The organism is Mucilaginibacter flavus (genome assembly GCF_030409315.1).
In the GTDB taxonomy this organism is placed as follows: Bacteria; Bacteroidota; Bacteroidia; order Sphingobacteriales; family Sphingobacteriaceae; genus Mucilaginibacter; species Mucilaginibacter flavus.
Genome location: NZ_JAUFPS010000028.1, coordinates 171,935 through 198,650 on the forward strand (window position 1 = coordinate 171,935; position 26,716 = coordinate 198,650).

Below are 26,716 nucleotides of genomic sequence, written 5' to 3' on the forward strand. Positions count from 1 at the left end.
AATTGCTTGTTTGATTTGTACATTTGAATAACCACCATGCTAATCAGAACCCTCTCCTTTGGAGAGGGCAGGGTGAGGCTCTTATGCCAACACCAAGTCTTCTGCCTCTTTAGCTTCTGCCTGTTTTTGAAAACGGGTTATCAGTACAATCATAGAAACCACCATTACGGTTATACCTATATAGGTAAATGCCTGTACATAAGTAATACTGCTTGATTTAAACAGGAAGCCAAACAGCATGCCGCCAAGGTTACCACCGGCACCTACAATACCGCTTACCATGCCCACATTTTTACTGTTGATGAATGGTACAATGCCATAAGTTGCGCCATTTGACATTTTTAAGAACAGCGCGAATGATAACATAGAGATAATGGCCGCTGTTAAGTTGCCCGATTGCGCGAACAGGATAAGTCCTGCACCCTCTAACAGCAGTACGCCGGCGAGTAACAAGCCTTTACCACGCATACCAAATTTTGCACCAACTTTATCAGATACAATGCCGCCCAACGCCCGGGCAAAAAGGTTCATGAAACCAAATATGCCTGCCCAAAAACCGGCAGAACTTTGGGATAGGTGAAACGTATCAACAAAGTGTAACGAGGCCACGTTATCAAAGGTAATTTCCATGCCAAAACACATGGCATAGGCCATGGTTAGGGCCCAAACGCGCCAGTCGGCCAATATGGTCCAATCGGTTTTGGATGGGTTGGTTTTGGCGTAACCTACTTCGTCGTAGTTGCCATTGGGCGTGTCTTTAGTAAATTTCCAGTACACCAAAGCAATTATCAGCATCAATGTTCCCGGTACAATCATGGCGTAGCGCCAGGCTTCGGCTTTGGTAAAACCGGCGCCTACTATGGCAGCAAATATTAAGGGCATCACCATATTGGTTACACCGCCGCCCAGGTTACCCCAGCCGCCGGTTACCGCGTTTGCAGTACCCTTTATATTAGGCGCAAACATCATAGAGGTATGGAACTGGGTAATTACAAACGATGAACCAATCACGCCAATAGCCAGGCGAAAAAGTAAAAACGAAGTGTAATCATGGGCCAGCCCAACTAAAAACACGGGCAATGAACCTACCAGCAGTAACCTAACCGCCGTTTTGCGCGGCCCCCAGGTATCGCAAAGTTTACCTATAATAAGGCGGGCAATAATGGTTGCCGCTACCGATGCGATAATGGTATTCCCTACCTGTGCTTTGGTTAAATGCAGTTCGGCGCGAATGGTTGGCATCAATGGCGCCAGGCCAAACCAGCCAAAAAAGCACACAAAAAACATAAGCCAGGTAATGTGGAACGTACGCATCTGCACGCCCTTTATTGAAAATATGTTGAGTTTAGTAAGTTGTTTTTCCATCTTTTTAGCATAATACTAAAAGCTCAAAGCCTAAGGCCGAAAGCTTAAAGCTTTTTGTTTCTACATTGATTTATTTAGCGTTTTTAGCTTTGGGCCTTAAGCCTTCTGCTTTAAGCTCCCGTATTATTTATTCAAAAACTCGGGTTTGATGTTAAGTTGCAGGTATGCCCACACCGGGTGAAGCTTATTGGCTCCCGGGGTTAAACCTTTGGCATATTCCATACTGTGGGTTGCCGCCATGTATGATAAACCCAGCTCAACCATAGTAAATTTGTTTAGCTTATAGTTGTTGGTTAAATCAAACTCTGTACCCAGGTATTTGTCAATAGCTTGCCCGTCGGTCCCCTTTTGATCTTTGGCCAGCAGAAAATAGTGATTGCTTAGCTCGGTGCTAAACCGTTTATTATCTGATTGGTATTTGATTTTGAGGTATGGGTTGCTCAGTCCGCCGGTTGGCGATCCGCTGGCGGCATAAAAATAATCCATCAGCCCCCAAAATTTGTGCGGTGTGCCATACAGGGGATCAAACCTGTGGTTGGTTTTTGAGGTTGATAACGCGTCATTGCCTGAAAGGTAGTCCCAGCCAGCTGTATAGCCCCAGTTTTTACCTTTATATAATAAGGCCGCGGTATAGGTGTAGGCGCTCAGATCGAGCCCGTCCCTGTCGTGGCCGCCCTGGTAGTAAAAACCACCATTAATGCCCCATTGGTCTTTATCGCCAAAGGTGGGATTTACCAATAAGCCGGTGGTATACCTGGTGTTTACGCCGGGCTGGTTAAAATGCCTGCCATAAATGTAGCCTTCATCGGTGCCCGATACATTTTTTACCGAATCGAGTTTGTATTTGCCAAATTGATCCGTTAGGAACAGGCCGGTAATCTTTGTTTTGTCGATCTTTTTAGCAAAGTATAAATACTGCAGCGATTTATAGTTTTGAGTTAAGCCGTTGGTGCTTGGCGGGTTTAAAAATGCCGGGCTGCCTGTTTTTGAACTGATGCCGGCCGCGTTAATAAGCGGAATAAAGCCTGCTGGAGTATTGGCAAGGTTGCCTTTACTATCTTTAACGGTAGCAGGCACGTTTGCGGGTGTATAATAAGTGCCATTATAATTAATGGCGTCTGAACTTTGGTTAAACGCGAAACCAAGATCAACCTGCCAGCCAGATTGAATTAGTTTAAGTACGATAGCGTCATGACGGCGACCTTGCTGAATCCAGTCGGTTGCGCCAAGCAGGCGTTCGTCGTCGTAGCTTATTTCCTGCCTGCCTGCTTTGATAGCAAAATAATCTACCGGGGATGATTTGAAAGAAGTATCTTTTTTGTTTGATAAGATGAGTTCGGCCCAGGCTTCGTGCACGCCCAAACGGTTGCCATCGTTAACGGTGATGGTTGATGCATCCTGGCCCCAAAGCCTTACATCCTGTACTGCGGCCTGAAAAATAAGCCTGCTGCTTTTGTAATTAAAGGTAAGCCTCGTTCGTTGCGATACAAAGGCGGCATTTTTGTTACCTATTGGTTCTAAAGTTCCATAACCATCACGTAGTTCGCCCCTGGTTTTCAGCTGACCTGTTACAGATAGCTGTGCCGAGGCGCTGTAAGAAACAAAACATGATATAATTAATAGAATTTTGCCAATAGTGTATTGATTACATACATTTTTGTACATTTGAGTTGGTTTTTTATTTGTTAAAGCGATTAAAAACTGTTTAACCCTGTCTGGGAATGCGACCTCCCGGCAGGGCTTTTTTTATATATTCTTGATTCTCACCATAGGCGGTTTCTTTTTTAAGTTATCCAAGTGTTTAATTACCATAAATATAGTTTATTTAATGGTAATTTTTAAATAATTGAATTTTAAAGTTTATTTTTATGATTAAAATCATAAAAATGTTTGATTTTTAACAAAAATTTAAATTTATACCTCTTGAAAATTGCCAAAATGTATTTTTGATAATTTTTGATGTGATAAAAAATGAATATTTTGCAATAAAATCTGTTTTGTATTGAAGTAAATTGAAAAATAAGATCGAAAAATCAATTTATTACGTATAAAATGTAATTGTTAGCGGATTTTTTAAGTTAAATGACAAAACTGACCTCGTAAAAAATGAAAAAAAATACCCAGTGTGATAATAACACTTGTTTTTTGTGTAAAAGTTGTATTAAGGAGTGGCTGCCAGCCGTTGTAGCCAACAAAAAAAACTATAATGTTAAAAAAGGACAGGTTATTTTTAGTGAAGGCGACCCTGTTACCGGAATTTACTTTGTTTACGAAGGCAATGTTAAGGTTCATAAAAAATGGGGGCCCGATAAAGAGCTGATTATTCGTTTTGCCAATAAAGGGGCCATTTTTGGACACAGGGTTTTAGGTAAACACGCTACGCATTATCCAATTTCGGCAACAGCGCTTGAAGCCGGCACTATTTGCTATATAGATATGGAGTTTTTTGAAGCTACCATGAAAGTAAATCCCCAGTTTACCTATGAATTGATGCTGTTTTTTGCAGATGAACTACAGGAGGCCGAAAAGAAAATGCGTAACCTGGCGCACATGCCGGTTAAGGGTAGGGTAGCCTATGCGCTTTTAACTTTAAAAGATCAGTTTGGCATCAACCCCGAAGGGCATATTGATATTGAGCTTACCCGGCAGGACCTGGCTTCATTTGCCGGCGCAACCTACGAAACCGTTTTTAGGGTAGTTAACGAACTGATACAGGAAACCACCATCACTACCAACGGCAAAAAGATTTGCATTGTTGATAACAGCAAGCTGTTGGCTTTAACAGAGGATACCGCTGCCTAACAGCCAATCTTATTTAGCAAAAACTATTTTCAGCGTGGTTACCTGTTTAATGCATCGGGCCGGTCTTTTTTCGTCCTGTACAATAACTCTGAAGGGGCCATCTGCGGGGGCAAGGGGTTTGCCGTCTATGGTGTCGGCCAGTATAATGGCTCTGTCGGTATAGGCTTTATCTAACTCGGGTAAAGCAAAAACAACCTGGTAACCGTCGCTTGCTTCAACTAACAGGTATTTGGTTAGGTTTTCGCCTTTAAGGTCGTTACCCATGGTGGCACCTGCCTTTGTCAAAATGTCTGATAAAATAACGCCGCTGTAGGTATGGTCTTTGCCGTCGCGGTCTTTCCTGATTACGATGGTTTGTTTGTACTGCTGTAAATCGGCCTCTGTAATACTTAGCGGATTGGCAACCTCGCCGGTTACTTTTACTACGGCTGTTTTATCAGTGGTTTGCGCGTTTGCCGATGGGCTGATCATGAAGCATGATAAACTTAAGGCCAGGATAAAATATAATTTTTTCATTGGGTAGGTGTTTTGTTTTGATGTAACGATGATACCAATTTTGGATCAGAAAACCGGGGATTATTTATAAATGCAGAATCGGTAAGCATGTTTAAAAATGCCAGCAATTGTTTTTTCTCTTTAGGTAGCAGTTTTAAAGAGGTGCCGCCCGGTTCATTTGATTCATGCTGTAAAAAAGAACTTAGCGAAGCCGATTGTTTAATATGCTCGCTATAATGATCTATCACTTCATCTAAAGTTTTAAAACGACCATCGTGCATATACGGCGCGGTCAAGGCGATGTTGCGTAGCGTAGGTACTTTAAAGCGGCCTTTATCGCCGGCCAGCCCAGTTATGGCAGCTATTCCCTGATCGGCGGGCAGGCTATCAAGTCCGTTATTGTGAAAAAGCTCCATGTAGGTTTTTGGGCCGCCGTGGCAATGCGCGCAATTTGCTCCGCGGATGTTCTTTTCCGGATCTGGCCCGCGGTTAAAAAGCTCCATGCCTTTGAGTTCGTCGGGTGTGGGCGTATAGCTATTTTTTAAGTATTGGTCATACCGCGAATTGGCAGAAATCAGCGTACGTTCAAACTGGGCTATCGCTTTTACAATGCGCAGGCCGGTAATACTGCTATCGCCATAAACTACTTTAAATAAGCCCGGGTACATATTGCTTTGGCTTAACTTATTTACCGATGCCTGGATGGTTTGCCCCATTTCGTGCGGGTTGGTAAGCGGAAAGGTGGCCTGGTTTTCAAGACTGGTGGCCCGGCCATCCCAAAAAAACTTACGCGCCCAAAGCAGGTTAGCCAACGACATAGAGTTGCGGGTAGATAAAGAATCATCTACACCTTTGCTCAGGGCCAAACCATCTGTAAAAGCTTTTGCCTGCTGATGGCAGCTGCCGCAGGAGAGTTTGTTATTGGCCGATAGCCTGGTTTCGTAAAATAATAACCTGCCTAAATATACACCCTGCTGCGTAGTGGGATTATCTGCCGGGATATTGATGCGGTTGCCAAAGTTGGCGGGGTAGGTAAATTGATAGTCGCCGGTTGGGATGCTGTCTTTATGATTTGTAAAGGCCAGCGCTACAATGGCAAAAAGCAAAGCAAATATCCCTGAAATCACACGAAGAGATCGTTTAGAATAGTTGCTTTGCTTTTTGTGGGGATATTTCATTTTACACCTGTGGTATAAAATTAATAGTTATAAACGAGGTTGGCAAAGTAATTACGGCCTTCTTCGGGATAACCCTCAACAAAGGTGTAATTCCTGTCGAACAGGTTGTTTACGCCGCCTTCAATAGCAAAGCCTTTAAGTAAGGTAAGGTGTACTTTTACATTGGTAAGGTAAAACGAACCGGATGGTGTGCCGTAGCTTGTGCTGTATCTTTTAGAATCGTATTCTTCCGAAGCCAACAGGTATAATTTTGCTATGGGAGCGTATTGTACCGATGCAAATACTTTATCTTTAGGTACATCGGTAAAATATATCTGCGGCGATGACAGGTTGTTGCGCACAATGCGGGCGTAGTTTGCATCTAACCGTACCTGGGTGCTAATAGGGTAACCCAAAGCAAACTCGGCACCATAATACTCGGCCCGGCCAACATTTTGCACCTGCGATTGGCTTACTTTAGTCACCGGATCAACGCTTACGTTGTTTACAACCTGTATGCTGTTATTTATTTTGCTGTAAAAGCCTGATGCGGTTAACGATAATTTGCCGGCAATAAGCGAATGATAGCTCAAATCATAATTCATGGCATCCTCGGCCTTCAAGTTAGGGTTAGGGATTGCAGTGCCAAATTTGTACGAGTAGCGATCTTTAATGGTAGCAAACCGGGTTTTGCGCGCTGCCGAAAAGCTAAGCGTGTTGGCGTTATCAATATCATATTGAATTAATCCCTGTAAATTCCACGCGCCGTTGCTGTTGGCCGGTAGGTTTGATATAGTGCTGTTGGTGTATTGTTGCGCCTCGGTGCTGCGCCTGTCATTGTAACTTACGCCACCATTTACCTTTAAGGCCGATGTAAGGTGGTAGGTATCTTCGGCACCTATGTAAAAGTTGTTGTCGGCATCGCGGCGGGTAGGTTCGCCCACGTTATGCTCGCGGTGTACATCTTGTTTAAAATGGGCGGCAACGCTAAAACTGTTGTTTTTAATATCGGTATTTTCAAACGCAACGGTGCTTCCCAGCGTGTAATCGTCATAAATGCTTTTGAAAGCATAGGGTTTGGTTATGGTGGTGTAGCTTGCGTTATCGTAGCTGTCAATCTCATTTTTAAATGCGCTGTAGTACCAGCGGGTTTTGATAACATTGGTTGCGTTAAGCTTGTTGTTGCTTAAAAAATACAGCCCCTGGGTATTCCACTCGGGCCATTTCCAATAGCGCGCGCTTTTGAAAAGCGAGTTTTGGGTGTCGTCGCCGGCATAAACAGGAGTGCCTTTGGTGCCATGGTGATAGCTGTAGCCTACGGCATACTCTTGTGATATGGTTGGGGTGAAGCCAATTTTGCCGCTCAGGTCAACGTCGTTACTATAGGAGTTATCCCTGTGCCCGCCACCTTCGTTTTTAACCGGTTCAAACTTTTTGGATAAAGGATAAAAATCCCTTTTTAATTGCGATGCAGAAACCTGGTAGTACCATTTGCCAATGCTTGAACCAATGTTGGTGTTAAGCCTGTAACCGCCACTTAAATATCCGGCAACGGCATTCAATTCGAATGGGTTAACAGGTTTGCGGCTCACTAAGTTTATCGCGCCACCTTCGGCATTAGGGCCAAATAATACCGACGAGTAGCCCTTTGATACGCTTATTTCTGACAGGTTGAATGTATTGTAACGGGCTAAGTCTACATAACCGTCATAAGGCACATAAAGTGGAACGCCATCAAGATAAACCGGTACCTGCCGGATATCGAAACCGCGCACATTGATGGCCGATTCATTGCGTGGCCCTACCGCGGTAAGGGTTACGCCTGGCAGCAGGCTCAAAGCGTGCGAGACATCGTTACGATTGTAAAGGTTTAAAGTTTTGCTGCTTAGCTTGCTGGAGCGTAAACTATCCTTTACGCCTAAAATATTTACCTGGCCCAGTTTAAATACGCGTTTGCCGGTATCAATGGTTTGTGCTGTTGTTGCGGTGTTAAGGGCGGTTGTAAAAGTTAATGATAGAAAAAGTGCTTTGTAAAATTTGTTCATAGGTTGTGATAAAGGTTCAAAGTTAAGCAATGCCGATAAAAACTTTACCGTCGGTTATTTTTACCGGGTAGGTTTTAATACTCAGGTCTTCATCGCCAATACATTCGCCGCTAAGCAAGGAGAAGGTTTTTTTGTGAAACGGGCAGGCTACTTTCGGCTCGCAATTTTCGCCGGTGCTGCCAATCATTCCGCGCGAAATAGCCATTTGCTGTTTATGCGGACAAAGATTTTGAGTAGCATACCACTCGTTGCGGCGGGTAAAATTAAATATGGCTATTTGTTCATCACCATGTTTAATGCATGAGCCACCATTCTCGGGCACGTCATCAACATAACAAGCCATTATCCATCGTGTTGCTATAACTGTTTCCATGTTGTAATTGGTTTGAGTATGCGCCTTCCCTGCAGCAGGGTTCCGCATTAATTTTTGAATTTTGATTTTTGACTTTTGAATTAAAAAAAACTACCACTCTTTGGCTCTTACCTGCTCGCGCATGGGTTCAAATTGAGCATGTGGGTCTTTTTCTTCGGGGGCGTTTATGAAGTGGGCAAAGCGTTTGCGCATGGCCGGATTATTTACGGCTTCTTTCCATTCGCAGTGATATGTATTTACCAGTGTTTGCATTTCCTCTTCCAACTGCTCGCCCAGGCCCAGGCTGTCATTTACTATTACGTTTTTGAGGTAGCTCATGCCGCCATCCAGTTTGTTGAGCCAGGTTGCGGTACGGGTAAGCTGATCGGCTGTTTTAATGTAAAACATCAGGAATCTATCGAGATATTTTACCAGTGTTTCTTTATCAATATCTGTAGCCAGTAGCTGGGCATGTTGTGGTTTGGAGCCGCCGTTGCCGCATACATATAAATTCCAGCCCTTTTCTGTGGCTATGATGCCAAAGTCTTTTGATTGTGCTTCGGCGCATTCGCGTACGCAACCGCTTACGCCGCCTTTTATTTTATGTGGCGCGCGGATGCCTTTGTATCTGTCTTCAATCTCGATGGCGAATGTTACGCTATCGTGCAAGCCAAACCTGCACCAGGTGCTGCCCACGCAGCTTTTTACCGTACGCAGCGCTTTGCCGTAAGCGTGGCCGCTTTCAAACCCGGCATCAATAAGCTCTTCCCAAATTAATGGCAGGTCGCTCAAGTGCGCGCCGAACATATCAATGCGCTGGCCGCCGGTTATTTTGGTATATAAACCGTAGCGTTTGGCTACCTGGCCAATTACAATTAATTTATCGGGGGTAATTTCGCCGCCGGGAATTCGGGGTACTACAGAGTAAGTGCCGCCTTTTTGAATATTGGCCAAAAAGCGGTCGTTGCTGTCTTGTATAACTTCCTGTTTTACAATAACATCGTTCCACAGGCTTGATAGTATGCTGGCTACAACCGGCTTGCAAACTTCGCAGCCATCGCCTTTGCCATAGTGGTCAAGCACAAGATCGTAGTTTTTTAGCCCGCCTATTTTTACCAGGTCAAAAAGTTCCTGGCGTGAATAGTCAAAATGTTCGCAAATAACGTTTTTAACATATTGGCCGTTGGCTTTCATGGTGCCGGCTACCAAATCTTTTACTAACGGCACGCATCCACCGCAGCCGGTGCCCGCTTTGGTGCATTTTTTAATGCCATCAATATTGGTTACGCCGCCGGTATTTACGGCGTCGCAAATGGCACCTTTGGTAACGGCTTCACACGAGCAAATCAAGGCGTCATCGGGCAAGCTCATTACGCCAGCGCCGGCGTTTGTTTCGCCGCCGCGCGAGCCTAAAATCAAATCCTCCGGATCGGGAGGCAATACAATTTTATTATTAACAGTTTGCAGCAGCATGTTGTAGGCTTCCGCATCGCCAATTAAAATACCGCCTAAGAGGTTTTTACCGTCGTTGGTAATGTTAATGCGTTTGTAAATGCCTTTGTGGGTATCTTCAAATAAAATGGTGCGGCAATCTGGTTCGGTAATAAAGGCATCGCCAAAGCTGGCAACATCAACCCCAATGAGTTTTAATTTGGTACTCATATCGTATCCGTAAAAACCTTTGTCGGCCGCGGTTAAATGAGCGGCCGCTACATCGGCCATCTCATAACCGGGCGCAATCAAACCATATATCATTCCCTCGTACAGGGCACATTCGCCAATGGCGTAAATGTACTCATCGCTGGTTTGCATTTTCTCGTTCACTATAATGCCGCCGCGGGTGCCTACGTGCAGGCCGGCCAGCCTGGCCAGCTCATCGCGCGGGCGAATACCAGCCGATATAACCAGCATATCAACCGGCAGCTGGCTATCGTCATTAAACTTTAGTGAACTGATCTTTTTATCGCCAACAATGGCCGCGGTGCTTTTATTTAAGTGGATATGTAAACCAAGCTGACTGAGTTTCATTTGCAGCATACTGCTCCCGGCCGAATCTATTTGCCGCGGCATAAGGCGTGGTGCAAACTCAATTACGTGGGTTTCGGTAATGCCCAGGTCAATTAAGGCTTTGGCAGCTTCAAGGCCAAGCAAGCCGCCGCCCATTACCGCTCCGCTTTTTGCATTGGCGGCGCAGGCTTTTATCAGCTCCAGATCTTCAATGGTGCGGTACACAAATACGCCTTCTTTTTCAATTCCCGGAATATCGGGCACAAAGGCCGATGAACCGGTAGCTAAAACAAGGTAATCATATTTAAGGGTTACGCCTTTTAAGGAGTGGATGGTTTTTTCGGCGCGGTTTATTTCCTGGATAGGGTCGTCCAGGTGAAGCGTGATGCCGTTATCGGTATACCACGATAGGGTGGAGAGCGATAAATCATCGGCTGTTTTGCCGTTAAAATATTCGCTAAGATGTACCCTGTCATAAGCGTGGCGGGGCTCTTCGCCAAAAACAATTATTTGGAACTGTGCTGATCTGGCTAAAAGTTTTTCGCAAAACTTGTAACCCACCATACCGTTGCCAACTACAATGATGGTTGGTTTTGACATGTCGGAATTTTTTAAATGTTAAAGCAATTTTCAAACTAAAATGAATCAAATGCGACCCTGATTTCATTTATATTACAATTATAACTCAAAAAAGCATCAAATAAAAATTAATTTCAATTTTTTATTAATTAAATCATGTTTATTGGTGTTTTATTTCATAAATTAGTGCTATTAATATAATTTATATCATTATTTTAATGATTAAATGTTTGTGATTTTGTAATTTTTATAAAATCACCAAAATAAAAAGGCTTATAACTTGATTTTTTGACGTTAATTTTAAAAATATGCAAAAAAATATACAAAATCCTGAACTTTTTGTGCTTGGTGCCGGTCCCGGCGACCCGGAACTGTTAACAATGAAGGGATATAAGGTATTACAGCAGGCAAATGTTATATTATATGATAACCTGGCCAACAAGGAGTTGTTGGCCATAAGCCGCGAGGATTGCGAAAAAGTTTATGTTGGCAAGCAACCTTACGGTGATTATACCCCGCAGGAAACTATTCACGAACTGATAAAGCACTACGCCTTTACTAAAGGTAACGTGGTAAGGCTAAAGGGCGGCGATCCGTTTATATTCGGTCGTGGCTTTGAAGAAATTCTTTACGCGCGCCAGCATGGTATTACCACACATTATATACCGGGCGTAACCAGTATGCAGGCATCAGGGTTGGAAGATATTCCTTTAACGCACAGGTTGGTGAGTGAAAGTGTTTGGATGGTTACCGGTACCAAAAAAGACGGCAGTCTATCGGCCGATTTAACCTGCGCCATGCACAGCAACGCCACCGTTGTTATATATATGGGGATGAAAAAACTGGCCGAGATCGCGCTGGCCTATGTAAAAGCGGGTAAAGGTGATATTCCGGCTGCTATTATACAACACGCGTCGTTACCAAATCAAAAATCGGCTAAGGGAAAGGTGAAAGACCTGGTTGCCATTGCTGCCGACCATCAGCTTACCTATCCCGCCATTATTATTATAGGCGATGTGGTGAACGTTAAAAATTAAAAGAAAAGCTATGAAAATCAGGATAAAAGGAAATTCGCTGCGTTATCGCCTAACAAAAACCGATGTGGAAACTTTTGACAGGGAAGGCTACCTGGAAGAAACCAGTCATTTTGGCGCGCAGGTATTTAAATACGCGCTGCAGCGTTCAAAAACCAGCGTTTTAACCGCAGAATTTAACAATAATACCATAACCATGTACATGCCCGCGGCTATGGCTATTGAATGGACAAATACAGAGCGGGTTGGCTTTGAAAACAACAACAGCCAAATGTACCTGCTTATTGAAAAAGACTTTAAATGCCTTGATAATGTGGCCGAAGACCAAAGCGATAATTACCCCAATCCTTTGAGTTTAAAAATGTAGGGGGATGTATAGACGCAATATTTTGCGTCTCCCGCTATACAGGGTGGCTTGCTAACGCGATTTACATAATCTCAGACTTGCAAATTCGATTTGCATGCGGGAGACGCAAAATATTGCGTCTCTACCTGAAAATTCAAAAAATCTCCTCTGAATAATATATACATTAGCATAAGTTACCCAGCTTTGCCAGCAATTGTTAAACACAATACTTATGGAACATAACGCTAAATCAATACGGCCATTTATTGGCGCTAAAAACTTTGAAACCTCCCGCAGCTTTTACCGCGACCTGGGTTTTAATGAATCTGTTTTAACGCATAATATGTCGGTTTTTAAAACAGGGGCAATGGCGTTTTATTTACAGGATGCCTACGTGAAAGATTGGATAGATAACACCATGATTTTTTTAGAGGTAGATGATGTTGACCGGTATTGGCAGGAGCTTGGGGCTTTAAACCTTACAACTCGATATGAAAATGTAAAACTAAGTCCAATAAGGGTAGAGCAATGGGGCAAAGAGTGCTTTTTGCATGATCCATCGGGCATTTTGTGGCACTTTGGCCAGTTTTTTTCATAGGGTGACGTAATCCCTTGTCTTTTAGGATACTATTTCCGGTAGCTTAGAAAAAGCTACATTTCTTCTTCAGGCGCAAATTTTCATAATTACTTGCAAAAGCTATTAAATAACTGTTATTTTAACAATAATTATAAATTGTTTCGGAGTTTTTTACTGTTCAATTTTGTTGGTTGATTAATAGCAAACCTTAAAAAGGTAATGCCCTTACTTGCTTAGTAACTAATTTGTACTCTTATTGGTTATTGATGTAATATGTGGCTGATTTAGATGTGATGAAGAGATTTTACTTGCTGTTATTATTGCTATTGGCCGTTTCTTTTTGTTATGGCCAGGCTCCCGTTAAAAACAAGGTGCTGAAGTATGCGCTAAAGGATGGGTTGTCATTTGGCATTGTGAATAGCATAACCCAGGATGAAAATGGTTTAATGTGGTTTGCAACCAGCGATGGTTTAAACCGTTTTGATGGATCGACCTTTAAAGTGTTTAAAACCATGCCCGGCGACTCAACGGGCCTATCCGGCAATTTTGTTCAAAAAATATTGGGCGATCATTCTGGTAACATCTGGGTGTCATCCCGAAATGGGCTGAGCAAATTAGATACTCGCACCGAAAAATTCTCACACTACCGGCTTGGCAATAATAATGCTGTTAAAAACGATGTAGATAACATCATCCAAAGTAAAAACGGTAACCTTTGGGTGGCATCATATGGTTTGGGTTTTTCTTATTTTAAAACTAAAAACTCCGGGTTTATCAATTACAACCGCAAAAACCTGCCCCAATTATCAAGCGATAGGATTGTTTCCCTTTTTGAAGATTCAAAGGGACTATTGTGGATTGGTACCCTTGATGCCGGTATCAATGTTTTCCACCAAAACAACGGGCAGATAACCGGTAAGGCAAACATTTTATCAAAAATTGATGATGTAACCGTAGGAAGGGTTAACGAAATTTTTGAAGATCATTTTCATAACATCTGGATAGCTACCGGCAACGGCTTGCTTTATTACGACCGGTTGCTTGATAAATTCTCCCGGTTTCAAACACAGCAAGCGCAAATTAAAAGCAATAACTATCTTTCGCTAAACGAGGATAGGCAAAATAACCTGCTTATCGGGCTACAGGATGGCGGTTTATATAAGCTTAACCTCAAGTATTTTACGCCCGGTCCCAGGGATTTTAACCTGATCCCCGTGATGGGCGATGATGGTTATAACATTACCCAACGATCTGTACAAACCATTTACCTGGATAACCACCAGAATATATGGGTAGGTACCTACGGTGAAGGGGTGTACATGATTAGCAGTATCAGCGAAAAATTTACCATTATTCAAAAGATGCATGAAGATGCATCGGGCAAAAGCCTCATGAGGTTTTACGGTATGTGCCAGGATAAAACCGGCGCGTTGTGGTTTGGCACCGACGGCGACGGCCTTTTTAAAACTGCGCCCGACGGCACCATCCTTAAACATTACTACGCCGATGGTCGTCCCGGCAGTTTAACCAATAACGCTATACTATCTGCCTGGTGCGATAGCGACAATAATCTTTGGTTTGGCACCTATGCCAAAGGATTGTTCAGGTACGATAGCCATTCAGATTCGTTTATAAATTACAGCCATAAACCCGGCGATAGTAAAAGCCTTGGGGGGAATGATGTAAGAGTAATTTACCAGGATAAGCGCAAAAACCTGTGGATAGGCACAAATGGCGGTGGAATAAGTCTTTTTGATCCGGTTAGTAAAACCTTCACCAATTATAACCCGGCAAACAGCGCTATAAACTCTGATGATGTAAGGGCTATAACAGAAGATACAAATGGTAATCTTTTTATAGGAACCTACGGCGGCGGATTGAATTATTTTAACGTAGAACACAAACAGTTTACACGTTTTTTTGACGCTGCCCAACAAAAACGGTTTATGCCCGGGCAGGTAGTTTTTGCTGTTTATTTAGATGCCGTTAACAAGCTTTGGATAGGCACCGAAGGCGATGGCCTCATTATTTATAATCGTGATAAGCAAACCTACCAGCATTTTAACGAAAAAAATAAGCTGGCAAATAATACCATTTACGCGCTTCAAAGTGCCGATAATCAATCGGTTTGGATGAGTACCAATAAGGGGCTGTCAAACATCGATCTGGATAAAAACATCGTATCTAATTTCGATCAGTCTGATGGTTTGCAGGCCGGGCAGTTTAACGTGGGCTCGGTTATTTACGATAAGCAAAATCACGCCATGTATTTTGGCGGCACCGAGGGACTCAATGTTTTTAATCCTGATAGGGTGAATAAAAGCTACTTTGAACCCAAGGTTATTATAACCGGTTTACAGATTTTTGGCAACCAGGTTGAAACGGGCGATCATGGTCACAATGTTCCCGTACTATCGCAGGCTTTAAACGAAGCTAAACAATTGGTTTTACAGCCAGATCAGGCTGTGTTTTCTATCCAGTACACCTCTTTAAACTATGCCTACCCCCAAAAAGGCGAGTTTGCCTACCAACTGGAAGGCCTGGATAAAACCTGGAACTATGTAGGTAACCAACGGTCGGCCACGTACAGGTATCTTGCCCCCGGCGATTATACGTTTAGGGTTAAATGCTCAAACCAGGATGGCATTTGGTTTAATGATTACGCCACTTTACAAATTAAAATACTGCCGCCCTGGTACAAAACCTGGTGGGCTTACTTTTGCTACATTGCCGCCGGTGGCCTGCTCATTTACTATTATTTGCAATACCGGGCAAACCAGGCGCGGTTGAAATACGAAATACAATTAACCCAGTTATCTGCTGAAAAAGATAAAGAACTTAACGAACGTAAATTGTCGTTCTTTACCAATGTTTCGCATGAGTTTCGTACGCCTTTAACCTTAATCATCAACCCAATTAAAGAATTGCTGTATCATGAGCATGAAGTTGATACCAGTAGCCTGCACATTGTTTACCGCAATGCCAAACGCCTGTTAAGCCTGGTCGACCAGTTGTTGTTATTCCGCAAAGCCGATTCGGATGCGGGCACCCTAACTATTTTTAGGCTTAACCTGGTGGAGTTGTGTAAAGAGGTTTTCCTGTGTTTTACTTACCAGGCCAAAGCCAAGGGACTTCATTTTGAATTTATTTGCGCCGACCAGGATATTGAAGTATTTGTGGATAGGGAAAAGATAGAGATTGTACTTTTCAACCTGCTATCCAACGCGATTAAATTTACGCCAATGGGGGGCAGTGTAACGGTGGTGATCGGTCAGCAGGATAAGTTGGTAAACCTGGAGGTACTTGATACGGGCCCTGGTATTAAGGCCGAAACAGAAGATAAGCTATACTCGCAGTTTTATCAGCAGGAAAACAGCAAAGGCCCGTCAACAGGGGGTTTTGGTATTGGTTTGTTCCTGGTTAAAAAGTTTATTGAAAGCCATTCGGGCACTATTCGTTATGAGGCTAACCCCGTTGGCGGTACCCGGTTTATTGTTACCTTGTTGAAGGGAACAGGGCATTTACAGAAAAACGTAATCTATGAGGATGACGCAACCAGCTCGGTAATATTGAAAGAACTGATTGAAACCGAGATTCCGGTAGCTGCTGAGGAAGAACAGGATAACTTACTTTTAGAAGATTTCGAAACGACGGCCGACTTAAAGTCCATCCTCATTATTGATGATAACAAAGACCTGCGCGAGTACCTGAAACTTCTTTTTAAACCCGATTATAAGGTTTACTCGGCCGATAACGGTAGGGAAGGCCTATCTATCATTAAAGATGTACTGCCGGATATTGTGATTAGCGACGTAATGATGGACGAGATGACCGGTATTGAGCTTTGCGCCGCTATCCGGGATGATATCAGCATTAGCCATGTGCCCATTATTTTACTTACCTCCAGCGCCTCGCCCGAGGTTAAGCTGAAAGGCATTGAGGGCGGCGCCGATGATTACATCAGCAAACCATTTGACAAAGAAATTTTGAAAGCCCGGGTTGCCGGCATTTTGCGTAATAAAAACAACCTGCAAAAGTATTTTTATAACGAGATCACCTTAAACGCCACCAATCAAAAAATACCTGCCGAGTATAAAACGTTCCTGGATAATTGTATCAAAATTGTGGAGAAGCACCTGATGGACCCCGATTTTACCATCCAGACCCTCGCAGGCGAATTAGGTATTTCGCATTCATCGTTGTATAAAAAAATCAAGTTTATTTCGGGGCAGTCGGCCAGTGGTTTTATTCGGTTTATCAGGCTGCGTAAAGCCGCCGAAATACTGATCAATACCAGGCACAATATTTTTGAAACCTCGGGCCTGGTAGGTATTAATGATATCAAATATTTCAGAGAGCAGTTTAAAAAAGTATTCGGCATTAACCCATCGCAATACATGAAAAAATACCGCAAAAACCTGGCAGAAGATATGGTAACCAATGAGTTTACGGGGAAAACAAGGGTATAGGCGTGGTGCTACTTTTCAAATCCCCTCTTGAGAGCTAATGTGTCGATATCTTTTTTATAAAGAAAATGTCATTTCGAACGAGCAAGCGAGGGGAAGAAGCGGGGTGCGAGGAGAAATCCTATACGATTTGCAAGATCGAATTTTCGCTTTTATAAGATTTCTCCTCACCTCCTGTGCGCAATCCTACTCCGGTTCGTTCGAAATGACAACGGGTTTTTATTTAGTTCCCATGTCCACGTTTTTGCGAGTTATTAATTTTTTTAAACTACATGGATTTTACAAACCCCAATCCCTTTTTTTCTCTCCCAAAACTTATTTACCCCCTAAAATTGATGGATTACTACCGCATTGAAATTCATTGCCAGCAATACTTTTGTATCAAGGATTAATTTTTATTTGGTCCAAACTTCGCATTTGATTTAAAATTGGTAAAAATGGCTGTTCGGGCGCCCGCCTGTCAGCCATTTGCTTTTTTAACCAATAGTAGGGTAATGCCCTAAAGTAGTTTAATAATGTAGAGGCGTATATTGGTGTCTTCCGCCAGCAAACCTGATACCTATCAAAATTTAAACGCCCGCTCATGAATTTTACCAATCCGTCCCTTATTTTTTAATGATTTGGCCCTCTATGCTATAAATTAGTAGTACTACCTTGCCTTACCAATTTTAGCTCAAAAAAACCAATCAGGCCATAGGTGTAATAACCAACCGGCAAATCAAATTATGAAACCGCAGTTTACGGAAGGTGCCCGCTTACCCATATTGTTAAGCAATGTTGTTGCTCTGTTTTGTTTGTTGTGCCTGGCATCGTGTCAAAATAATACTGCCGGTAAACAGACGGGAGAGCCCTTGTTTAAAAAATTAGATAGCACCCAAACCCACATAGGCTTTGTTAACCAGCTCGACGAAGGGCTGAACACCAACGTACTGGTATACGAGTATTTTTACAACGGCGGCGGCGTAGCCATTGGCGATTTTAATAACGATGGTTTGCAGGATGTTTATTTTACCGGTAACATGATAGCTAATAAAATGTACCTCAATAAAGGCAAAATGCAATTTGAGGATATTACCGATAAGGCAGGTGTGGCGGGCCGACCAGGGCCATGGAAAACCAGCGCTACCGTAGCCGATGTAAACGGTGATGGCTTACCCGATCTCTATTTATGCTACTCCGGCAAATTAAGACCTGAGAAACGGGTAAACCAGTTACTCATTAACCAGGGTAATGACGCGCAGGGTATCCCGCAGTTTAAAGATATGACGGAGGCTTATGGCCTTAACTTTTCATCATACACCACACAGGGTTACTTTTTTGATTACGACCAAGATGGCGATTTGGATTTGCTGCTGGTAAATCATAGTCCCGAAAGGTTGAACAATGTTGATGTTAACGCCTTGAAAGATTTGGTGAAAACAAAAGACCCTGAGCGGGGATCGAGATTATTGCGTAACGATAATGGTCGTTTTACTGACGTTACCCAACAGGCTGGGATAGAAAATGGAACCGTATCATACGGACTTGCCGCAGGCATTGCCGATGTAAATAACGACGGCTGGCCTGATATTTACCTGGATAACGATTACAGTATCCCCGATAAACTGTACATCAACAACAAAAACGGCACTTTTACCGATGAGCTAAAACAGATGGTTGGCCACACTTCCTTTTACTCCATGGGGAACGAGATAAGCGATATCAACAACGATGGCAAGCCAGATATTTTTACGTTAGATATGCTGCCCGAAGATAATCACCGTCAAAAGCTGCTGATGGGTACCGATAACTACGAGTTTTTTAACATGAATGTTAAAGCCGGCTTTTACTACCAGTACATGCGCAATATGCTGCACCTTAATAATGGCAACGGTACGTTTAGCGAAGTTGGGCAGCTTGCCGGTATCTCTAATACCGATTGGAGCTGGGCGCCACTCTTTGCCGATTATGATAACGATGGCTGGAAAGATCTTTTTGTATCTAACGGCTTTTTACGTGATTATACCAATATGGACTTTTTAAAGTACATGGGCGATAATCTGCAAAACCGCGCCGTGGTACGTGAAGATTTGCTGAACCTGGTTAAACAGATGCCTGCATCTAAAGTAAAAAACTACCTGTTTAAAAATAAAGGAGGCTTTACTTTCCAGGATGTATCGGCCCAATGGGGTATTGATGAGCCATCAAACAGCAACGGCAGCGCCTATGCCGATCTGGACAACGATGGCGACCTTGATCTGATTGTAAATAACGTAAATGAACCCGCATCGATATTTGAAAACAAAACCAGCGGAAACCATTACCTCGATGTTAAACTAAAAGGAGCCGGTAAAAATACCGATGGCATTGGTGCTACGGTGACGCTATATGCAGGTGATAAACAGCAAACCATTCAGCAAATGCCTGCGCGCGGTTATCAATCATGCGTTACAACGGTGGTGCATTTTGGCTTGGGGAAAAATAAATTGGTTGATTCTGTAAAAGTGCAATGGGCATTGGGAAAAACGCAAGTGATTAAAAAGCCGGCTACGGATCATGTGCTAACGGTAACAGAGGCAAGGGCTATTGAAAATACCAAACCACAGGCGTTACAGAAAACTATTTATAGTAAAGTGGCCAGTCCGCTTAATTATAGCCAGCCTGTTACCAACGTGAACGATTTTAAACGCCAGCCGCTGTTGGTTAACCCGATATCGTTTTCGGGGCCGCATGTGGTGAAGGCCGATGTAAATAAAGATGGCCTTGAGGATGTTTTTGTTGGTGGTGGCAGCGGGCAGACCTCAGCTCTTTTTTTACAGCAAGCTAACGGGAGTTTTGTAAAGAAAAATCAACCCGCGTTTCAAAAAAGTAGTACGAAGGCTGAGGTCATCCCTTTGTTTTTTGATGCCAACAATGATGGTTACCCCGATTTGTTTTGCGCATCTGGTGGCTACCATAATTTACAACCCGGCGATGTTTCCCTTGCCGATGAGTTATATTTAAATGATAAGCATGGCAATTTTACTAAAGCAGATAATGCGGTGCCTGCTTTGTACACCAGTAAAAGCTGTGTAAAAGCAGCCGATATTAATGGCGATGGCTTTCCCGATCTGTTCATCGGCGGCAGGGTGGTGCCGGGGCGATATCCCGAAACGCCGCAAAGCTATTTATTGGTAAACGACGGAAAAGGACATTTTAAAGATGCAACACAACAATATCTGCCCCAGTTAAAAAACCTGGGCATGGTTACCGATGTGGCATGGATAGATATGAATGGCGATAGCCGCCCCGACTTGATTGTGGTTGGCGAATGGATGCCCGTAACTATCTTTATTAATAATAACGGGCATTTTGAAAACCAAACGGCAAAATACCTATCTAAACAATACAGCGGTTGGTGGAACTGTATTACTGTGGGCGATTTTAATCATGACGGACACCCCGATTTTATTTTAGGCAACCAGGGCACCAACACGCAATGTAAGATGAGCGATAAAGAACCTGCCGAAATGTACTTTAAAGATTTTGATAACAACGGTGCCGTTGATCCTATCCTGTGCTTTTACATTCAGCATAAAAGCTACCCCTATGTTACGCGCGATGAGTTACTGGAACAGATCAGTATGATGCGCCCCCGCTTTACCGATTATAAATCATATGCCGACGCCACTATTAACGAAGTTTTTACCCCCGCCGAGATGCAGGGAGCAGGCCATTTAACAGCCAACACTTTAGCTACAACTTATTTCTTAAGCGATAAATCGGGCAAACTGCATGAAGCGCAATTGCCGCTTGAAGCCCAGTTTTCGCCTGTATTCACCATAACATCTTTAGATTATGACCATGATGGCATTACCGATCTGTTACTATGTGGTAACATTAGCCAGGCCAGGCTGCGCTTTGGTAAATCCGACGCGAATTATGGCTTGTTGCTAAGGGGAGCAAAGAACGGGAGCTTTACGGCGGTTAGTCAGCAGGTATCCGGCTTTAAACTTACCGGCGATGTACGGAGCGTTACGCCGGTAGGTAGCAAACTGCTCATCGGCATTAATCAACAACCCATACAGGCCTATCAATTGATCAGCAGGTAAAAATTACCAATGAGGACAATCAAGTCTTAGCCTATCGAAGAATCGTGCGCGTAAGGTCTTTGCCCGAGTGCTTCGACGGGATATCTGTGACAAGTTATAAAGCGGAAGTCATGTTGAACCTGTTTCAGCACCCCACAGGACAGGTAACACACATGAAGTCTACTTAGCATATGGGGTGCCGAAACAAGTTCGGCATGACGGAAAGGTTGAAAGCGATTGCTGTTCCCTATTTTACCACTATCCTATTTTATAACTCCACACCCCACTTCTTCATTATTGCTATCTCTAAAATCAAAAAAGGTCGTTTTTGCCTCCTTTTAGCTATAAAAATACCTTTTTACCCCTTTTTTTATGAGGATTAACCACCCTTCGGATGCTAAGTTTTCTTCGACATTAGCCTTCATAAACCAAATATCTGCACGCCAATTATTGTTTACTGTAACCAATCTACGGATTATTTCTGTGGCAATGGCGGCGCGCCGGTACGACCAATTTATTAACCGAAAATTTCAAAAACATGAGAAAAAATTTACTGAAAGAATTTTCACCACATGGCAGCGCCAAAATGGCGCTTGGTATGTTGCTTGTTGCCACCATCCCGCTTTCATCCCCCGCGATGGCCAAAACAATGCGCAACGGCATCATTGTAAAAAGCGCCAATAGCGCCGATATTACTGTAACAGGTACAGTAACCGACGAAAAGGGCGAACCTTTACCGGGGGTATCAATCTCTATAAAAGGCACTACCCAGGGCACCATATCTGATGTTAAAGGTAAATACTCCATTACCGTAAAAGATCAAAACGCGTACCTGGTATATACCTTTATTGGCTACACAACACAGGAAGTTGCCGTAAACGGAAAGTCAACCATCAACATACAATTAGGCGGTGATTCTAAATCGCTTAACGAGGTTGTGGTTGTAGGTTACGGTACGCAAAAGAAAGCTACTTTAACAGGCTCTATATCGCAGGTTAAAGGATCTGAGCTGGTAAAAAGCCCGGCACCAAACGTATCAAACGCGTTGGCTGGCCGTATCCCGGGTGTTATTGTTAACAACCGTAGCGGCGAACCTGGTTACGACGGTTCAAACATTACTGTACGTGGTTTGGCTACCACAGGCAGTAACAACGTGCTGATTGTTGTTGATGGTGTACCCGGGCAGATTGGTGGTTTAGAAAGGCTCGATCCGAATGATATCGAAAGCATGTCGGTATTAAAAGACGCGTCTGCAGCTATTTATGGTAACAGGGCGGCAAACGGTGTTATCTTAATTACCACCAAACGCGGTAAAACAGGTAAGCCAACCATCAATTACAGCTTTAACCAGGGCTTTAGCTCGCCAACCCGTTTGCCTAAAATGGCCGACGCAGCAACCTACGCCCAGATCATGAACGAGATCAGTCTTGATTCAAACCCTACCGGTGGCTCAAATCAGTCATACTCGGCAGATCAGATCCAGAAATTCAAGGATGGGTCTGATCCCCTAAACTACCCTAATACCAATTGGGAAAAACAAGCTTTAAAAGGCACCGCATTACAAAACCAGCACAGCTTATCAGTTGCCGGTGGTAGTGATGATGTAAAATACTTTGTATCGTTGGGTACTGTTTACCAGGATGGTTTGTACAAAAACGGTGTTACCAAATATCACCAGTACAATTTCCGCTCAAACATTGATGCGAATGTTACCAAACGTTTAAAAGTAGGATTGTCATTGTCTGGCCGTGAAGAAGACAGGCAGTTTCCTCAAATTGGCGCAGGCGATGTGTTCCGTTCTGTTTACCGCGCAAAACCTATTGTTGGTGCCTACTATCCTAACGGATTACCAACAACAGGTATCGAAAATACAAATCCTGCTGTAGCGGTAACCGATATTGGTGGTGTTAACAACAACCCTACCCAGGTTTTTAATGGTATATTAAAAGGCAGCTATGCTTTGCCGGGTATTGAAGGCTTATCATTGGATGGTTTCTTCTCTATTGATAAATCGTATAATTTTGATAAAAACTTCAGCAAGCCATACATCCTGTATAGCTATGATCCTTCGGCCCAAACTTATAACAAGGTTGTAGTTGGTGGTAATAACAATGCCGCCACCTTGTTTGAGTCGCAAACCAACCAGGCATTAATCACCTCAAACATCAAATTAAACTACGCCCGTAAATTTGGCGCGCATGATATTAACGCGTTTGTAGGTTATGAGCAAAGCAAAAACCACCTGGAGTATTTTGATGCTACCCGTTACAATTACCTGTCATCGCAGTTGCCAGAGTTATCACAAGGCGGCAGCGCTGCTACTGACTATCTGAACTCGGGTTACAGCTCAAACTACAACCGTCGTAGCGTTATCAGCCGTTTAGCTTACGCTTATGATGAAAAATATTTATTTGAAGGCCAATTACGTGCAGATGCCAGCTCTATATTTCCATCTGGCAAACAATGGGGTTATTTCCCGTCTGCATCAGTAGGATGGAGGATTTCAAAAGAAGACTGGTTTAAAAGCAGCGTTAGCTTTGTTGACGATTTGAAGCTGCGTGCATCATACGGTTCATTAGGTAACGATAATGTAAACGGTTTCCAGTATTTTGATAACTACGTTTTGGTAAACAATGGCTTTGTAGCCAGCGTGCCGGGTAGTGGTTCAAATACTATTCAGCCAAACGTTAACCTGGTAAAGTTAGCTAACCCGAATATTACCTGGGAAACAGCCCGGAAACTGGATGTCGGTTTTAACGCTACCTTCCTGCACGATTTTAGTGTTGAGGCTATTTACTTCCAGCAAAAAAGGTCAAGCATCCTTGCTACACGTAACGCGTCACTTCCTGGTTCATCAGGTATCGTAAACCCTTACGGTTCAGACCCGCTTGTACCATCAGAAAACATTGGTAAAGTTAACAGCGCCGGTTTTGAGGGTACTTTAGCCTACAACCATTCATCAGCTGGCTTTAGCTGGGGAGTAAGCGGTAACTTCACTTACGCGAAAAGCAAAATCGTATTTATTGACGAGGCCGTGGGCACTTTAGCTTATCAGCGCCAAACCGGAAGACCATTAGGTACTTCACTATTGTACAATGCCATAGGCATTTTCCGCACCCAGGCCGATCTTGACGCTTACCCACACGTACCGGGCGCTAAAGTTGGCGATTTAAAATACCTTGATTACAACGGCGATGGTAAAATTACTGCCGACGACCAAACCCGTACCAAATACGGCAACATTCCGCAAATTACTTACGGTGTGGGATTAAACGCCGGTTATAAAGGTTTTGATCTTTCGGTATTATTTGCCGGTCAGGCCGAAGTTAGCCAGTACGTATTGCCAGAATCGGGCAGCATCGGTAACTTTTACAGCAGCTGGGCCGATAACCGTTTTAGCGCTACCAATACCAGCGGCACGTATCCACGTGTAACCGACCGTGCATCAAACGCCATTAGCGGTGGCCAGTATAACAATACCTTCTGGTTAAATGATGCCTCTTTCATCAGGTTAAAAAATGTACAGTTAGGCTATAATTTCAATACAGCTTTCCTTTCAAAACTTAAACTTGGCGGCTTAAGGGTTTATGCAAGCGCTTTCAACTTGTTCACCATTACCAAGGTTAAGGATTATGATCCGGAAGGTACCAGCGGCAGCGGTCAGTTTTATCCGCAGCAACGCATTATCAACTTAGGTGTTAACGTGAAATTTTAATTAAGAACAGATCATGAAATTACAATATAAAACCCCGCTATACATTATTTTGGGCGGCATGCTGTTCACCACGGCATGTAAAAAAGACCTTTTAAACGTACAGCCGACAGATAGGATTGCTACATCGGCCATTGAATCAGATACGGCTGTTTACGAGGCATATGTTACTAACCGCTACATTGGCGCAAAATTACAGGATAAAGAAGGTGATGGATCAAACCCGGGCTTCGGTCGTGGTTTTGAATACAGCATGTGGAGCTCACTTACAGATGAGTCTATTTATAACAATGATGATGCTACCTGGCTGATACAACGCGGGCAGCTTGCCCCCGAAAACCTTGGCGGTGCCGGCGTATTATGGGCCCGCAGCTACCGCAGCATCAGGGAGTGTAATTACGCCTTGAGTTTGCTGCCTAAACTGCCTTTTAGCGCGGGCCATAAAACCCATTTAGAGGGCGAGCTTAAATTTATACGCGCCTTCCGTTACCAGGATTTGATCCGTAACTACGGTGGTGTAGTATTAATGGGCGATAGGGTTGTTAACCTTACCGATAACTTACAGGACCCAACATTGTTTAAAAGGGCAACTATTAAAGAAAGTATTGATTACGCTACTGCCCAGCTTGATGACGCGGCTTCAAAACTGCCTTTAAATAACGATGGCACCTGGCTGTTAGGCCGTGCTACCAAAGGGGCTGCTTTGGCGCTTAAATCAAGGCTTAAACTTTACGCGGCAAGCCCATTATACAGTGCTGGTACCTGGGCCGATGCGGTTACCGCGGCACAAGCGGTTATCAGCCTTAATAAATATGGTATTTACACCGGTGGTTACGACAATATGTTTTTAACCAACGAAACCAACGAGGTTATTTTTGAGCGTTTGTACACCAAAAACGCCAACCATACCCACATGGAAATTGCCAACGGACCAAACGGTTACGGCGGCTGGGCCGGTAATACGCCATTACAAAACTTAGTTGATGATTATGAGATGGACAATGGTAAAGCCATTACCGATCCAACATCGGGATACGATCCAACACACCCATATGATCACCGCGACCCAAGGTTTGATGCTACCGTGTTACACAACGGATCGGCCTACAGGGAGCGTAATGTAGAAACCTTTATACCGGGTGGTAAGGATAGTAAAGATGGCGATAGCAACTGGAATACTACCAAAACCGGTTACTACCTGCGTAAATATATGGACGATGCTTATCCGCTGCAAAACCCATGGGGTAACGCGGGCTTCCACCCATGGATCTATTTCCGTTATGCCGAAATCCTGTTAAATTTTGCCGAGGCTGCTAATGAAGCTTATGGAGCCGATGTTGTGCCTGCCGGTTCAACCATGTCTGCAAGGCAGGCTATCAATATGATCAGGGCAAGGCCGGGTGTTAATATGCCTGCTTTAGCCGGTGGCTTATCGCAATCACAAATGCGCGATGCCGTGAGATATGAGCGCCGTGTTGAGCTTGCATTTGAGGAGCACCGCTTTTATGACGTGCGCAGGTGGAAAATTGCCGATGTTACCGAAAACAAACCGGCGGCAGGTGTAATCATCACCAAAAATGCCGACGGTACCTTTAGCTATACGCCAAAAGTAGCTTTAGATGGCCGCGCGTTTGCTACCAAACACTATTGGTTACCAATACCGAGAACGGAAATACAAGCATCTGGTGGGCAGTTGCAACAAAATGCCGGGTATTAATCAATAAATTTAT

15 protein-coding genes are annotated in these 26,716 nt (G+C 43.6%); 8 read left to right on the top strand and 7 right to left on the bottom strand.

The annotated features are described in order from the left end of the window. Nucleotides 1-81: 81 nt before the first annotated feature. Both QWZ17_RS12080 and QWZ17_RS12085 read right to left on the bottom strand, forming a co-directional pair. Nucleotides 82-1,365 (bottom strand): MFS transporter, encoded by a 1,284-nt coding sequence (locus tag QWZ17_RS12080; RefSeq protein ID WP_290305471.1) that lies wholly within the window; start codon nt 1,363-1,365, stop codon nt 82-84. Nucleotides 1,366-1,488: 123 nt separating this feature from the next. Beyond that, the gene (locus QWZ17_RS12085; protein WP_290305472.1) at nt 1,489-3,030 is read right to left on the bottom strand and encodes an alginate export family protein; all 1,542 of its coding nucleotides are present in this window, start codon (nt 3,028-3,030) and stop codon (nt 1,489-1,491) included. Between the two features lie 441 nt (nt 3,031-3,471). Here QWZ17_RS12085 and QWZ17_RS12090 point away from each other — a divergent pair, with 441 nt between their 5' ends. After that, nucleotides 3,472-4,167: a Crp/Fnr family transcriptional regulator gene (locus tag QWZ17_RS12090; RefSeq protein WP_290305473.1), complete on the top strand. Its 696-nt coding sequence runs from the start codon at nt 3,472-3,474 to the stop codon at nt 4,165-4,167. Nucleotides 4,168-4,176: 9 nt separating this feature from the next. Here the strand turns inward: QWZ17_RS12090 and QWZ17_RS12095 are convergent, their stop codons facing one another. The 5 genes from QWZ17_RS12095 to nirB form a co-directional block, all read right to left on the bottom strand. Further along, nucleotides 4,177-4,683: a molybdopterin-dependent oxidoreductase gene (locus QWZ17_RS12095; protein WP_290305474.1), complete on the bottom strand. Its 507-nt coding sequence runs from the start codon at nt 4,681-4,683 to the stop codon at nt 4,177-4,179. Beyond that, complete coding sequence (locus QWZ17_RS12100) at nt 4,680-5,840, bottom strand: cytochrome-c peroxidase (RefSeq protein ID WP_290305475.1); 1,161 nt, start codon at nt 5,838-5,840, stop codon at nt 4,680-4,682. The genes QWZ17_RS12095 and QWZ17_RS12100 overlap by 4 nt, the downstream gene beginning before the upstream one ends. Before the next feature lie 20 nt (nt 5,841-5,860). Then, a complete protein-coding gene (locus tag QWZ17_RS12105) occupies nt 5,861-7,864 on the bottom strand; it encodes a TonB-dependent receptor plug domain-containing protein (RefSeq protein ID WP_290305476.1) in 2,004 nt (667 codons plus the stop codon). Between the two features lie 22 nt (nt 7,865-7,886). Beyond that, on the bottom strand, nt 7,887-8,237 hold the full coding sequence (gene nirD, locus QWZ17_RS12110) for a nitrite reductase small subunit NirD (protein ID WP_290305477.1): 351 nt from the start codon (nt 8,235-8,237) through the stop codon (nt 7,887-7,889). Between the two features lie 90 nt (nt 8,238-8,327). Further along, a complete protein-coding gene (gene nirB / locus QWZ17_RS12115; protein WP_290305478.1) occupies nt 8,328-10,823 on the bottom strand; it encodes a nitrite reductase large subunit NirB in 2,496 nt (831 codons plus the stop codon). A 287-nt stretch (nt 10,824-11,110) separates the two neighbouring features. Here nirB and cobA point away from each other — a divergent pair, with 287 nt between their 5' ends. From cobA to QWZ17_RS12150, 7 genes are all read left to right on the top strand, one after another. Next, a complete protein-coding gene (gene cobA / locus QWZ17_RS12120) occupies nt 11,111-11,839 on the top strand; it encodes a uroporphyrinogen-III C-methyltransferase (protein ID WP_290305479.1) in 729 nt (242 codons plus the stop codon). A gap of 10 nt (nt 11,840-11,849) precedes the next feature. After that, entirely contained in the window at nt 11,850-12,203 is a 354-nt protein-coding gene (locus QWZ17_RS12125) for a DUF7009 family protein (protein WP_290305480.1), read from the top strand. Between the two features lie 211 nt (nt 12,204-12,414). After that, complete coding sequence (locus QWZ17_RS12130) at nt 12,415-12,780, top strand: VOC family protein (protein WP_290305481.1); 366 nt, start codon at nt 12,415-12,417, stop codon at nt 12,778-12,780. 272 nt (nt 12,781-13,052) lie between these two features. Then, the gene (locus QWZ17_RS12135; protein WP_290305482.1) at nt 13,053-17,228 is read left to right on the top strand and encodes a two-component regulator propeller domain-containing protein; all 4,176 of its coding nucleotides are present in this window, start codon (nt 13,053-13,055) and stop codon (nt 17,226-17,228) included. 722 nt (nt 17,229-17,950) lie between these two features. Then, nucleotides 17,951-21,295, top strand: coding sequence for a VCBS repeat-containing protein (locus QWZ17_RS12140; protein ID WP_290305483.1), 3,345 nt, complete (start codon nt 17,951-17,953; stop codon nt 21,293-21,295). A 517-nt stretch (nt 21,296-21,812) separates the two neighbouring features. Beyond that, nucleotides 21,813-24,989, top strand: a complete 3,177-nt coding sequence (locus tag QWZ17_RS12145; RefSeq protein ID WP_290305484.1) for a SusC/RagA family TonB-linked outer membrane protein — start codon at nt 21,813-21,815, stop codon at nt 24,987-24,989. A gap of 13 nt (nt 24,990-25,002) precedes the next feature. Beyond that, nucleotides 25,003-26,703, top strand: coding sequence for a RagB/SusD family nutrient uptake outer membrane protein (locus QWZ17_RS12150; RefSeq protein ID WP_290305485.1), 1,701 nt, complete (start codon nt 25,003-25,005; stop codon nt 26,701-26,703). Nucleotides 26,704-26,716 lie beyond the last annotated feature (13 nt).